This is a genomic window from Streptomyces sp. NPDC050508, assembly GCF_040655155.1.
Lineage (GTDB): Bacteria > Actinomycetota > Actinomycetes > Streptomycetales > Streptomycetaceae > Streptomyces.
The window spans coordinates 192,437-205,631 of record NZ_JBFAJJ010000015.1 but is presented as its reverse complement, the minus strand read 5'-3'; the positions used below and the strand labels follow the sequence as shown (position 1 = coordinate 205,631).

The window sequence follows — 13,195 nt, the reverse complement described above, 5'->3', positions numbered from 1 at the left end:
GGATGCTCACGGCCGTGGACCACGTGCAGTTGGCGGCTCCGGTGGGGTCGGAGGACGCGCTGAGGTCGTACTACGTCGACACCCTCGGGATGACCGAGATTCCGAAGCCGCCTGTGCTGGCGGCGCGGGGCGGGTGCTGGTTCGGGGCGGGGGCGGTGCAGCTTCATCTGGGGATCGAGGCCGACTTCCGCCCGGCGAAGAAGGCCCACCCGGGACTCCGGGTCACCGACATCGAGGCGTACGCGGCCCGGCTGAAGTCCCTTGGGGCGTCCGTCACTTGGGACGAGGACCTGCCTGGGTACCGGCGCTTCTACTCGGAGGATCCGGTGGGGAACCGGCTGGAGTTCCTGGAGCCGGTGGCCACGGTGTCTGGCCCGGGTGGGTGACGAGGGCGGGGTTGGCCTTGAGGAATCGGCGGGCCGAGGTGATGGCGCGCGGTGCTCAGGTGGTCCCGCAGGTCACTTACCGCAGCCCTGGAATCCGGTTACCGCAGCCCCAGAATCCGGCGGACCTCGGCGTGGGGGATCCCCGGCACTTGATTCAGGTCTTTCGGCGCCCTATCAAATGCGGCTTCGCCTCCAGGCCGTCCAGCCCGTGCCACGCCAGGTTCACCAGATGGGCCGCCACCTCCGCCTTCTTCGGGCGGCGGACGTCCAGCCACCACTGGCCGGTCAGGGCGACCATGCCGACCAGGGCCTGGGCGTAGAGCGGGGCGAGCTTCGCGTCGAAGCCGCGGCTCTTGAACTCGCGGCCCAGGATGTCCTCGACCTGGGTCGCGATGTCCGAGATGAGCGAGGCGAAGGAGCCTGTGGACTGGGGGATGGGGGAGTCGCGGACCAGGATGCGGAAGCCGTCCGTGTACTCCTCGATGTAGTCGAGGAGGGCGAAGGCGGCCTGTTCGCAGAGTTCGCGGGGGTGGCCGGCCGTGAGAGAGCTGGTCACCATGTCCAGGAGGCGGCGCATCTCGCGGTCCACGACCACCGCGTACAGGCCCTCCTTGCCGCCGAAGTGCTCGTACACCACCGGCTTGGAGACCCCGGCCTTCGCCGCGATCTCCTCCACCGACGTGGCCTCGAAACCTTTCGCCGCGAAGAGCGTGCGACCGACTTCCAGCAGCTGGGCCCTGCGTTCTGCTCCCGTCATCCGGGTGCGGCGCGCGCGTCGGGGCTTCTCGTTGCTCGGGGTGCTGCTGGGATCGGTCGCCACGGCGTCAATCATGCCGCCTCCGCCGACTCCTTCCGGGGCTGAGAGCCTTCCGTACCGGAGATACGGCGCGAATCGATACGCGAGCGTGACGGCCAGCGCACGTCATAGGCCCAGCCGAGCTGCTCACACCAGCGGATGATCCGCGCCGAGGAGTCCAGCTGGCCGCGCATCACACCGTGCCGTGCGGACGTCGGGTCGGCATGGTGCAGGTTGTGCCAGGACTCGCCGCAGGACAGGATCGCCAGCCACCACACGTTCCCGGAACGGTCACGGGACTTGAAGGGGCGCTTGCCGACCGCGTGGCAGATCGAGTTGATCGACCAGGTGACGTGGTGCAGCAGGGCCACGCGGACGAGAGAGCCCCAGAAGAAGCCGGTGAACGCGCCCCACCAGGACATCGTGGCCAGTCCGCCGATCAGCGGCGGCAGCGCGAGCGACAGCATCGTCCAGTAGATGAAGTGGCGGGAGATCGTCCGGATCGCCTTGTCCCTGATCAGATCCGGCGCGTACTTCTCCTGCGGGGTGCGCTCCTCGTCGAACATCCAGGCGATGTGCGCCCACCACAGGCCCTTGATCAGTGCCGGCACCGTCTCGCCGTAGCGCCACGGCGAATGCGGGTCGCCCTCGGCGTCGGAGAACTTGTGGTGCTTGCGGTGGTCGGCGACCCAGCGCACCAGCGGTCCCTCGACCGCCATCGACCCGGCGATCGCGATGGCGATCCGCAGCGGGCGCTTCGCCTTGAAGGAGCCGTGCGTGAAGTATCGGTGGTAGCCGATCGTCACGCCGTGGCAGCCCAGGTAGTAGAAGAACACCAGCAGGCCGAGGTCCAGCCAGCTCACCCCGCCCCAGCTCCACGCCAGCGGCACCGCCGCGAGCAGGGCCAGGAACGGGACGGTGATGAAGAGGAGGAGTGTCAGCTGTTCCAGCGACCCCTTTTTCTCGCCGCCCAGTGTGGCGGCGGGGAGCGGAGTGCCGTCGTCGTTCGCCCGCGGGGCGTCGTCGATCACATCGGAGCTCGTGGTCATGGGCGTCCCCTGTGGGGTTCGAAGGTGGAGGCGGAGCGTCGGACGGCGGAAGCCGGACAGCAACAGTTCAGCATGGACATCCCTACGGTTCCGTAACCTACGGCAACGTAAGTATGGCAGCGCGTCGACCGGTGGACGAAGCCCGTGAGACCGCGCGTCAGAGTGGACACCTATCCTTGGTGTCGGTCGGACAGCGCGGTCCGCTCTGTTTTCTTCCCGGATGTCCGTCCTGTATGCGGCAGCCGCCGTGGGACCGCCGTCCGGGTTCCCTCCAGACGAGCTTCAAACACTGCAAGGAGCCGCACCTGTGAGCAGTGCCGACGACCAGGCCACCACGACCAACAATGAGCTGCGCGCCGACATCCGGCGACTGGGCGACCTGCTCGGCGAGACCCTCGTCCGCCAGGAGGGCCCCGAACTGCTCGAACTGGTCGAGAAGGTCCGCCGCCTCACCCGGGAGGACGGCGAGGCCGCCGCCGAGCTGCTGCGCGGCACCGAGCTGGAGACCGCCGCCAAGCTGGTCCGCGCCTTCTCCACCTACTTCCACCTGGCCAACGTCACCGAGCAGGTGCACCGAGGCCGCGAGCTGCGCGCCCGCCGCGCCGCCGAGGGCGGACTCCTCGCCCGTACGGCCGACCGCCTCAAGGACGCCGACCCCGACCACCTGCGCGAGACGGTCAAGAACCTGAACGTCCGCCCGGTCTTCACCGCGCACCCGACCGAGGCCGCGCGCCGGTCGGTCCTCAACAAGCTCCGGCGCATCGCCGCGCTCCTGGAGACCCCGGTCATCGAGTCCGACCGCCGTCGCCACGACACCCGGCTGGCCGAGAACATCGACCTGGTGTGGCAGACGGACGAGCTGCGCGTCGTACGCCCGGAGCCCGCAGACGAGGCCCGTAACGCCATCTACTACCTCGACGAGCTGCACGCGGGCGCCGTCGGCGACGTCCTCGAAGACCTCACCGCCGAGCTGGAGCGCGTCGGCGTCAAGCTCCCCGACGACACCCGCCCGCTCACCTTCGGCACCTGGATCGGCGGCGACCGCGACGGCAACCCGAACGTGACGCCCCAGGTCACCTGGGACGTCCTGATCCTCCAGCACGAGCACGGCATCAACGACGCCCTGGAGACGATCGACGAGCTGCGCGGCTTCCTCTCCAACTCCATCCGCTACACGGGTGCGACGGAGGAACTCCTGGAGTCCCTCCAGGCCGACCTGGAGCGGCTGCCGGAGATCAGCCCCCGCTACAAGCGCCTCAACGCCGAGGAGCCCTACCGCCTCAAGGCCACCTGCATCCGGCAGAAGCTGGAGAACACCAAGAGCCGCCTCGCCAAGGGCACTCCGCACCAGGACGGCCGCGATTACCTCGGCACCGCCGAGCTGCTGCACGACCTCACCCTGATCCAGACCTCGCTGCGCGCCCACCGCGGCGGCCTCTTCGCCGACGGCCGCATGGACCGTACGATCCGCACGCTCGGCGCGTTCGGCCTCCAGCTCGCCACCATGGACGTACGCGAGCACGCGGACGCCCACCACCACGCGCTCGGCCAGCTCTTCGACCGGCTCGGCGAGGAGTCCTGGCGGTACTCCGACATGCCCCGCGAGTACCGCGCCAAGCTGCTCGCCAAGGAGCTCAGGTCCAGGAGGCCTTTGGCTCCGACCCCGGCGCCCGTCGACGCGGCCGGTGAGAAGACCCTCGGCGTGTTCGAGACCATCAAGAAGGCGCTCGCGGTCTTCGGGCCCGAGGTCATCGAGTCGTACATCATCTCGATGTGCCAGGGCGCCGACGACGTGTTCGCCGCCGCCGTACTGGCCCGCGAGGCCGGGCTGATCGACCTGCACGCCGGGTGGGCGAAGGTCGGCATCGTCCCGCTGCTGGAGACCACGGACGAGCTGAAGGCCGCCGACACCATCCTTGAGGACATGCTCTCCGACCCGTCCTACCGGCGGCTCGTGGCGCTGCGGGGCGATGTCCAGGAGGTCATGCTCGGGTACTCGGACTCCTCGAAGTTCGGTGGTATTACGACGTCGCAGTGGGAGATCCACCGGGCGCAGCGGCGCCTGCGGGACGTGGCCCACCGGTACGGGGTGCGGCTGCGGTTGTTCCACGGTCGTGGCGGAACCGTCGGCCGCGGTGGCGGTCCGTCCCACGACGCGATCCTCGCCCAGCCCTGGGGGACGCTGGAGGGCGAGATCAAGGTGACCGAGCAGGGCGAGGTCATCTCCGACAAGTACCTCGTGCCGTCACTGGCGCGGGAGAACCTGGAGCTGACCGTCGCGGCCACCCTCCAGGCCTCCGCCCTGCACACCTCGCCCCGCCAGTCCGACGAGGCCCTCGCCCGCTGGGACGCGGCCATGGACCTGGTCAGCGACGCCGCCCACGCCGCCTACCGCAGGCTGGTCGAGGACCCGGACCTTCCGACGTACTTCCTCGCCTCCACGCCGGTGGACCAGCTCGCCGATCTGCACCTGGGCTCACGGCCCTCCCGCCGCCCCGGCTCGGGCGTCTCGCTCGACGGACTGCGCGCGATCCCGTGGGTGTTCGGCTGGACCCAGTCCCGGCAGATCGTGCCCGGCTGGTACGGCGTGGGTTCAGGGTTGAAGGCGCTGCGCGAAGCCGGTCTCGACACCGTGCTCGACGAGATGCACGAACAGTGGCACTTCTTCCGCAACTTCATCTCCAACGTCGAGATGACCCTCGCGAAGACGGACCTGCGGATCGCCCAGCACTACGTCGACACCCTCGTCCCGGACGAGCTGAAGCACGTCTTCGACACGATCAGGGCCGAGCACGACCTGACCGTCGCCGAGGTGCTCCGCGTCACCGGTGAGGCCGAACTCCTCGACGCCACCCCGGTGTTGAAGCAGACCTTCACCATCCGCGACGCCTACCTCGACCCGATCTCCTACCTCCAGGTGACCTTGCTGAAGCGCCAGCGCGACGAGGCGGCGGCCGGGGCGGACCCAGACCCGCTGCTCTCGCGAGCCCTGCTCCTCACGGTGAACGGTGTGGCGGCGGGCCTGCGCAACACCGGCTGACCCACAGGGAGATGCCCCCGTGCACGTGTGCGCACGGGGGCATCCTCATGTCCTACGACCGCTCAGAGCGCCAGGAACGCAGCCGTCAGCAGTACGAACCCCGACCCGGCCAGCACCCATGCGATCCGGGTCAGCCGCAGCCCTCCCGCGACCACCACCGAGGCGAGCAACAGGGCGCCGCCGAGGGGGACCCAGGCGTAGAGGACGCCGGCGGGGCCCGAGCGCATGACCTCGTCGGTGCCCGGCTTCACGACCACGGTGTACGTCTGGCCCTTCTTCACCGCGACCGTGTGCTCGATGACGACCTTGGCGCGGGCCTTCGACCCCGTCGAGACCGGTGTGTACGGACCCGTGCAGGTGTCGGCGCCGCACGCGATGACCTCGATCGTGCCGCTCTCGCGGCCCTTGGTCAGCATCACGTTGTGCGCGGTCGGCCAGGAGCCCCACACCCCGGCGATCAGGATCAGCGCGGCGACCGTGCCCATCGCCGCGAGCCGTCCGAAGTTCAGGGCGGCGAAGGCGCCGGGGGAGGCGGAGGCTGCGGGTGACATGGCGGGGATCATTGGCCATACCCGTACACGCGGTCAACTCCGGTGACTGACAAGTCGGTCAAGTCAGGAGTTGTACGCGCTCTGCGCCCGCTCCAGGCCCTCGCTCACCAGGCACTCCACCGAGTCGGTGGCGCGGTCCACGAGGAAGTCGAGTTCCTTGCGCTCCGTCGACGAGAAGTCCTTCAGCACGAAGTCGGCGACCTGCATACGGCCAGGCGGACGCCCGATCCCGAACCGCACCCGGTGGTAGTCCGGGCCCATCGCCTTCGTCATCGACTTCAGCCCGTTGTGGCCGTTGTCGCCGCCGCCGAGCTTGAGACGGAGGGTGCCGTAGTCGATGTCGAGTTCGTCGTGCACGGCGACGATGTTCGCGAGCGGCACCTTGTAGAAGTCGCGCAGCGCGTTGACCGGGCCGCCCGAGAGGTTCATGTACGACGTCGGCTTCACCAGGACGACCCGGCGGCTCGCCGGACCCGGTGCGCCGAGCCGGCCCTCCAGGACCTGCGCCTGCGCCTTCCCGGCCCGCTTGAACTTGCCGCCGATCCGCTCGGCCAGCAGGTCGGCCACCATGAAGCCCACGTTGTGCCGGTTGTTCGCGTACTCGGGGCCCGGATTGCCGAGTCCCACGATCAGCCAGGGGGCATTGGCGTCGGTCGTCACGTCCATGTCTCCATTGCTGTGTTTTTCGGGGGACACCCCCGGACCCCCGGCAGCCAGCCGCTGCTCCCGGTGGGAACAGCGGCTGACGAAACGGTGAGCGGTGAGGATCAGGCCTCGGTGCTCTCGGCGTCGGCGTCGGCGGACGCCTCCTCCGCCTGGGCGGCCAGGACCTGGAGGACGACCGCGTCCTCGTCGATCGCCAGGGTGGTGCCGGCCGGGAGCGGGATGTCCTTGGCGGCGATGGCGGCACCGGCCTCCAGGCCCGCGATGGACACGGTGACCGACTCGGGAATGTGCGTGGCCTCGGCCTCGACGGTGATCGTGCTCAGCACGTGCTCCAGCAGGAAGGAGCCCGGGGCCAGCTCGCCCTCGGTGTGGACGTAGACCTCGACGGTGACCTTCTCGCCGCTCTTCACGGTGAGCAGGTCGACGTGCTCCAGGTAGCCCTTGATGGCGTCACGCTGGACGGCCTTCGGGATCGCGAGCTGGGTCTTGCCCTCGATGTCCAGGGTGAGCAGGACGTTCGGGGTACGCAGGGCGAGCTGCAGCTCGTGGCCCGGCAGGGTGATGTGCAGCGGGTCGACACCGTGGCCGTAGACCACGGCGGGGACCTTCTTGTCACGGCGGATACGGCGGGCGGCGCCCTTGCCGAACTCGGTGCGGGTCTCGGCGGCGAGCTTGACGTCGGCCATGGTCACTCCTCGTAGAACAGTCGGGGAAGGTGGTCACCCGGCCGAACATCGGCCTGCTACGAAGAGCGCGTCGATAACGGACCGCCGTACGAACTTCTTGCGAAGCGGTACGGCCTCCCTCGCCGAGCAACTGTGGCAGCTTACTCGGTGGGGAGGCCGTACCAGAAATCGATCTACGGATCGACCTACGACGTGCGGGTCAGTGCTCGTCGAAGAGGCTTGTCACCGAGCCGTCCTCGAAGACCTCTCGGACCGCGCTCGCGATGGTCGGGGCGATCGACAGGACCGTGATCTTGTCGAGGTCGGCGCCGACCTCGCCCGGGGTGGGGAGGGTGTCGGTGAGGACGAACTCGCTGACGCGGGAGGCCTTCAGGCGGTCCGCGGCGGGGCCGGAGAGCACACCGTGCGTGGCCGTCACGATGACGTCCTCCGCGCCGTGCGCGAACAGGGCGTCCGCGGCGGCGCAGATCGTGCCGCCGGTGTCGATCATGTCGTCGACCAGGACGCAGACGCGGCCCTCGACCTCGCCGACGACCTCGTGGACGGTCACCTGGTTCGCCACGTCCTTGTCGCGCCGCTTGTGCACGATCGCGAGGGGCGCGCCGAGGCGGTCGCACCAGCGGTCGGCGACGCGCACGCGGCCGGCGTCCGGGGAGACGACGGTCAGCTTGCTGCGGTCGACCTTGGAGCCCACGTAGTCCGCGAGGAGGGGGAGGGCGAAGAGATGATCCACGGGCCCGTCGAAGAAGCCCTGGATCTGGTCGGTGTGCAGGTCGACGGTGAGGATGCGGTGCGCACCCGCCGTCTTCATCAGGTCCGCGATGAGGCGGGCCGAGATCGGCTCACGGCCGCGGTGCTTCTTGTCCTGCCGGGCATAGCCGTAGAACGGCACGATGACGGTGATGGAGCGGGCCGACGCGCGCTTGAGCGCGTCGATCATGATGAGCTGCTCCATGACCCACTGGTTGATGGGAGCCGTGTGGCTCTGGATCACGAAACAGTCCGCGCCGCGCACCGATTCCTCGAAGCGGACGTAGATCTCGCCGTTCGCGAAGTCGAAGGCCTTCGTCGGGACTACCCCGACACCCAGCTGCTGGGCGACCTCCTTGGCAAGCTCGGGGTGGGCGCGGCCGGAGAAGAACATCATCTTCTTCTCGCCGGTCGTCTTGATCCCGGTCACAGCACTGTCTCCTCAGAGGTCATTCAACTGGGTGTGCGTTTATCACGGTACGCGGTGTTCGACGTGACTGTTTCCGGTCAGTGTTCGCCCTCGCCCTGGCGGGAAGCGGTTTCCGCGGCCTTCGCCGCCGCGCTTCCCGGACGCTTGCGGGCCACCCAGCCCTCGATATTCCGCTGCTGGCCACGGGCCACGGCCAGCGAACCGGGCGGTACGTCCTTGGTGATCACGGAGCCGGCGGCGGTGTACGCGCCGTCCCCGACCGTGACGGGTGCCACAAACATATTGTCCGAACCGGTCTTGCAGTGCGAGCCGACGGTGGTGTGGTGCTTGTGCTCCCCGTCGTAGTTCACGAACACGCTCGCGGCACCGATGTTGGTGTAGTCGCCGATCGTCGCGTCACCGACGTAGGAGAGGTGCGGGATCTTGGTGCCCTCGCCGATGGTGGCGTTCTTCGTCTCTACGTACGTGCCGATCTTGCCCTTCGTGCCCAGGCGGGTGCCGGGACGGAGGTAGGCGAACGGGCCGACGGACGCCTGCGGGCCGATGTGCGAGCTGAAGGCGACGGTGTTGTCGACGCGGGCGCCGGCCTCGACGACGGTGTCCGTCAGGCGGGTGTTGGGGCCGACCTCGGCGCCCTCGCCGAGGTGCGTGGTGCCGTGCAGCTGGGTGCCGGGGTGGACGATCGCATCCTGGCCGAAGGTGACGGCGACGTCGATCCAGGTCGTCGCCGGGTCGATGACGGTGACGCCGGCGAGCATGGCCTCGGTCAGCAGCCGGTCGTTCAGGATGCGGCGTGCCTCGGACAGCTGCACACGGTTGTTGATGCCGGCGATCTCGCGGTGGTCGCCCGCGACGGAGGCGCCCACCCGGTGCCCGGCCTCGCGCAGGATGCCGAGGACGTCGGTGAGGTACTCCTCGCCCTGGCTGTTGTCCGTCCTGACCTTGCCGAGCGCGTCGGCGAGCAACTGCCCGTCGAACGCGAAGACTCCGGAGTTGATCTCCCGGATCGCCCGCTGCGAGTCGGAGGCGTCCTTGTGCTCGACGATCTCGGTCACCGCGCCGGAGGCGCCGTCGCGGACGATACGGCCGTAGCCGGTGGCGTCCGGGACCTCGGCGGTCAGGACGGTCACCGCGTTGCCGTCGGCGGTGTGGTTGGCGGCGAGGGCGCGAAGGGTCTCGCCGCGGAGAAGAGGGGTGTCGCCGCAGACGACGACCACGGTGCCGTCGACGGTGCCGAGTTCTTCGAGCGCCATGCGTACGGCGTGCCCGGTGCCGTTCTGCTCGGCCTGGACCGCGGTCCGTACGCCGGGGTCGGTCTCGCCGAGGTGGGCGGTCACCTGCTCGCGGGCGTGGCCCACGACGACGACCAGGTTCTCCGGCTCCAACTCGCGGGCGGCGGCCAGCACATGACCGACCAGGGTCCGGCCGCAGATCTCGTGCAGGACCTTGGGTGTGGCCGACTTCATACGGGTGCCCTCACCCGCTGCGAGTACGACGACGGCTGCCGGGCGAATGGCGCTCACGGGTTTGCCCTTCGGCTTCGGAATGCTGGGGGTGGACATTCGCAGGATACCGGGGCGTTTCATGGGGGACATGAGAGTGGGCCCTGACAGTGCTGTCAGGGCCCGAAGTGGGGTACCGGAGAAGGGTGTTGCTCCCCCGCCAGGACTCGAACCCGGACAAATGGCACCAAAAGCCACGGTGCTGCCAATTACACCACGGGGGATCAAACTCGTTTGAACCGGACATTTAGCCTGGTCGCCGAGTGGGCACAGAACACTATGCCGTACGTGATGCCCTCCGTGCGACGGGACTTGTTCCGGCTGATCGGTTTCGTGGCTGTTCGATTACGCGCTGTGGTGTAGGCCAGTCGCGGAAACTCGCCGGAAAAGCGGGCCTGAACGCCCGTAGGCTGGAGGCATGACCACGACGGGGGAAGACCATGCCACGGCCCGGGGAGGGCCGTGGTGGTGGACCAGGTGGCGCAGTGCGGTATTGGACACGGGGCTCGCGGCGGGGTCCGCCGCGGAGTGCGGGGCGGAGGGGATCCGGTTCGCGCACGACGCGGGGATTCCGGCCGCCGTGGGAGTCGTCTTCGGGGTGCTGGCCGGCTCGGCGCTGATCGTCCGGCGGAAGTGGCCGATCGCTGTTGTGCTGGTGTCCATCGCCATCACCCCGGCCCAGATGGGCTACCTGATGGGCATCGTGGGGCTGTACACCCTCGCCGCTTCCGAACTGCCGCGCCGGATCATCGGGTCGCTGGCCGGGATGTCGTTCCTCGGCATGCTCATCGTCATGTTCGTGCGGGTACGGCAGGACATGCAGCGGGGGACCTGGGAACTCGGGGACTGGTTCGTCCCGTTCGCCTCGATCACCACCGCGGTCGGGATGACCGCGCCGCCCGTGCTGCTCGGCATGTACGTGGGCGCCCGGCGCCGGTTGATGGAGAGTCTTCGGGAACGTGCGGACAGCCTGGAGCGGGAGCTGCAACTCCTCGCGGAGCGGGCCGAGGAGCGGGCCGAGTGGGCGCGCAACGAGGAACGGACCCGGATCGCGCGGGAGATGCACGACGTCGTCGCGCATCGGGTGAGTCTGATGGTCGTGCATGCGGCGGCGCTGCAGGCCGTTGCTCGGAAGGATCCGGAGAAGGCGGTCAAGAACGCGGCTCTTGTGGGGGACATGGGGCGGCAGGCGCTGACCGAGTTGCGGGAGATGCTCGGGGTGCTGCGGAGCGGGGACGGGCTGGGCGCGCGGGAGCGGGCGGCCGTCGTACCGCTGGTCGCGGTGGGGGTGGCGGCTGCCGCGGCGGCTTCGCGGGCCGTCGACGACGAAGGCGCGGGTGACGGGCCCTGTCTGTCGGACGTGGACGAGCTGCTCGGGCAGTCCGCGGCGGCCGGGATGGCCGTGGACCTGTCCGTGGAGGGCGAGACGCGGTCGTACGCGTCGGAGATCGAGCAGACCGCGTACCGGGTGGTGCAGGAGGCGTTGACGAACGTCCACAAGCACGCGGCGGGTGCGAAGACGCATGTGCGGCTTGCGCACCGGGTGTCGGAGATCGCGATGCAGGTCGAGAACGAACCGCCGCCCGAGCTGGCGTCTGCTTCGGCTGCGCGGCTTCCCTCCGGGGGGAACGGGCTGGTGGGGATGCGGGAGCGGGTGCTCGCGTTGGGCGGGGTGTTTGTTTCGGGGCCTACGGATGCGGGTGGGTTCCGGGTGTCTGCGGTTATTCCGGCGGCTTGAGGTCGGGGGATTCGGCCGGGTGCGGGTGTGTGGGTGGTTCGCCGGTTCGTCGTCGTGGGTCGGTGCCGCGCCGGGGGGTGTCCGTCCTCGGAACGGCGCGGAATCGGTCACTCAAGAATGTGGCGGTGTTGACGCGCCAACCGCTGCGGGCGGACACCCCCCGACACGTCACCTTCGCGCCGTACGCGGGTGGCGGTCCGCTCATCTGCTGCGCGGGCCCGCCGTCAGCCCGCTGTGAGTCGTACCGGTTCTATGCCTGAGATCAGGGCGGCCAGGGCCTGGTCGATGTCGGGGCCCAGGTACCAGTCGCCGGTGTGGTCGAGGGTGTAGACGCGGCCCTCGGCGTCGATGGCGAGGAGGGACTGGGAGTCGGGCTCCTCGCCCAGGGGGCTGACGTCGGTGTCCAGGGCGCGGCCGAGGTCGCCGAGGGTGCGGGCCATGTGGAGGCCGTGCAGAGGGTCCAGGCTGAGCGTTACGGGGGCGATCTGGCGGCCGGGGCCGGGCGGCGTGATGTGCAGGCCGCCGAACTCGGCCCAGACCTCCACCGCCGCCGGGAACACGGCGTGCTGGTGTCCCGCGGGCGAGGTGTGTTCGCGCAGGGTGTCCGCCCAGATCTCGGCCTGTTTTATGTCCCAGCGGCCGGGCTGCCAGCCGGCGGCGCGCAGGGCGGCGTCCACGGGTACGGAGAAGCGCGTGCTGGAGTGGCGGTCGGCGTGCATCTGCCCTTCGATCGTCGGCGTCAGGGACGGTGGTGCGTGGTGGTGCCTGTTGTGCGGTGGTGTGGTCTACGGGGGTGGGTGTCAGCCCGTTTCCGTCGCGGGGTCCACTACTCGGACGCCGAAGTGGGCGCTCAGGGCTGTGCAGGCCCGGCAGGGGGTCGCGAAGCTGCCGTGCAGGGGGTCGCCGTCCTCGCGGATGTGGCGGGCGGTGAGCTTGGCCTGCTTGAGGGTCTTGCGGGCCTCGCCGTTGGTCATCGGCTTGCGCGCGGCGCGCCTGCTGCGCTCGGCGTCGGCGGCGGCGATGTGGCGGGAGATGAGGATCGCCTCGGCGCAGCGGCCGGTGAACCGGTCGCGCTGCGCGCTGGTGAGGGTGTCGAGGAAGTCCTGCACGAGCGGGTGCAGCGCGGGCGCCTGGTCGCCGCGGGCGGCCGTGCCGGTGAGGGTGGTGGCGCCGCGCACGGAGAGGGCGGCGGCGACGGTCGGAAGTATGCCGTCCCGGCGGTGGTTGAGGGCGGGCGCGTGCGCCGCCTCGGTGGCGCTCCAGCCGACCCGGGGGTCGCCGGACGGCCCGGTGTGCGCCCCGGTGTGCGGTCCCGTCTGTGTCGCGTTCATGATCGTCATCCCCTCCCGAGCATCCCCCGGCGGGTCACAGAGTGCCAAATGCCGTGGCTGGTGCGGAAGCTGGGGCACCGCGACACGCCAGGGCTTCGGCGGGCTGTCACGGCAGGGTGACGGCAGGTCACGGAAGTGGAGGTTCGGTGACGGGTGCCGACGACCGCTGCCGGTGACCCGTGTCGCCGTACCGCATAGGCTGTCCGCACCGCGATCCACGCGTGGAGACAGTCGATACGGGGCGCAGTGGACCAAGTTGGACAATTGGTC

At 69.6% G+C, this 13,195-nt stretch carries 12 protein-coding genes and 1 tRNA gene; 3 read left to right on the top strand and 10 right to left on the bottom strand.

What is annotated here, in order from left to right; genetic code table 11:
* Positions 1-2 precede the first annotated feature (2 nt).
* Positions 3-386 (top strand): VOC family protein, encoded by a 384-nt coding sequence (locus AB0I69_RS35750; protein WP_363099877.1) that lies wholly within the window; start codon positions 3-5, stop codon positions 384-386.
* A gap of 154 nt (positions 387-540) precedes the next feature.
* On the opposite strand, the gene AB0I69_RS35745 is transcribed toward AB0I69_RS35750, so the two are convergent.
* Both AB0I69_RS35745 and AB0I69_RS35740 read right to left on the bottom strand, forming a co-directional pair.
* Positions 541-1,218, bottom strand: coding sequence for a TetR/AcrR family transcriptional regulator (locus AB0I69_RS35745; protein ID WP_363099876.1), 678 nt, complete (start codon positions 1,216-1,218; stop codon positions 541-543).
* Positions 1,215-2,231, bottom strand: a complete 1,017-nt coding sequence (locus AB0I69_RS35740; RefSeq protein WP_363099875.1) for a fatty acid desaturase — start codon at positions 2,229-2,231, stop codon at positions 1,215-1,217. Before AB0I69_RS35740 ends, AB0I69_RS35745 begins: the two co-directional genes overlap by 4 nt.
* A 307-nt stretch (positions 2,232-2,538) precedes the next feature.
* On the opposite strand from AB0I69_RS35740, the gene ppc reads away from it, so the two are divergent.
* Positions 2,539-5,271, top strand: a complete 2,733-nt coding sequence (gene ppc / locus AB0I69_RS35735; protein ID WP_363099874.1) for a phosphoenolpyruvate carboxylase — start codon at positions 2,539-2,541, stop codon at positions 5,269-5,271.
* A gap of 62 nt (positions 5,272-5,333) precedes the next feature.
* Here the strand turns inward: ppc and AB0I69_RS35730 are convergent, their stop codons facing one another.
* The 6 genes from AB0I69_RS35730 to AB0I69_RS35705 all read right to left on the bottom strand — a co-directional run bounded on the left by AB0I69_RS35730 (position 5,334) and on the right by AB0I69_RS35705 (position 10,080).
* The gene (locus AB0I69_RS35730) at positions 5,334-5,834 is read right to left on the bottom strand and encodes a hypothetical protein (RefSeq protein WP_363099873.1); all 501 of its coding nucleotides are present in this window, start codon (positions 5,832-5,834) and stop codon (positions 5,334-5,336) included.
* Between the two features lie 51 nt (positions 5,835-5,885).
* Positions 5,886-6,488 carry an aminoacyl-tRNA hydrolase gene (gene pth, locus AB0I69_RS35725; RefSeq protein ID WP_200714917.1) on the bottom strand — a complete coding sequence of 201 codons (603 nt, stop codon included), beginning with the start codon at positions 6,486-6,488 and terminating at the stop codon, positions 5,886-5,888.
* Positions 6,489-6,589: 101 nt separating this feature from the next.
* Positions 6,590-7,174 (bottom strand): 50S ribosomal protein L25/general stress protein Ctc, encoded by a 585-nt coding sequence (locus AB0I69_RS35720; protein WP_363099872.1) that lies wholly within the window; start codon positions 7,172-7,174, stop codon positions 6,590-6,592.
* 199 nt (positions 7,175-7,373) lie between these two features.
* The gene (locus AB0I69_RS35715) at positions 7,374-8,354 is read right to left on the bottom strand and encodes a ribose-phosphate diphosphokinase (protein ID WP_363099871.1); all 981 of its coding nucleotides are present in this window, start codon (positions 8,352-8,354) and stop codon (positions 7,374-7,376) included.
* A 77-nt stretch (positions 8,355-8,431) separates the two neighbouring features.
* Positions 8,432-9,877, bottom strand: coding sequence for a bifunctional UDP-N-acetylglucosamine diphosphorylase/glucosamine-1-phosphate N-acetyltransferase GlmU (glmU, locus tag AB0I69_RS35710; protein ID WP_363099870.1), 1,446 nt, complete (start codon positions 9,875-9,877; stop codon positions 8,432-8,434).
* A gap of 131 nt (positions 9,878-10,008) precedes the next feature.
* A tRNA-Gln gene (locus AB0I69_RS35705) sits at positions 10,009-10,080 on the bottom strand.
* 194 nt (positions 10,081-10,274) lie between these two features.
* Between AB0I69_RS35705 and AB0I69_RS35700 the strand changes: the two genes are divergently transcribed.
* Entirely contained in the window at positions 10,275-11,594 is a 1,320-nt protein-coding gene (locus tag AB0I69_RS35700; RefSeq protein ID WP_363099869.1) for a histidine kinase, read from the top strand.
* Positions 11,595-11,818: 224 nt separating this feature from the next.
* Here the strand turns inward: AB0I69_RS35700 and AB0I69_RS35695 are convergent, their stop codons facing one another.
* Together AB0I69_RS35695 and AB0I69_RS35690 are read right to left on the bottom strand one after the other, a co-directional pair.
* On the bottom strand, positions 11,819-12,313 hold the full coding sequence (locus AB0I69_RS35695; protein ID WP_363099868.1) for an SUKH-3 domain-containing protein: 495 nt from the start codon (positions 12,311-12,313) through the stop codon (positions 11,819-11,821).
* Positions 12,314-12,394: 81 nt separating this feature from the next.
* Complete coding sequence (locus AB0I69_RS35690) at positions 12,395-12,934, bottom strand: YwqJ-related putative deaminase (protein ID WP_363099867.1); 540 nt, start codon at positions 12,932-12,934, stop codon at positions 12,395-12,397.
* Positions 12,935-13,195: the final 261 nt, after the last annotated feature.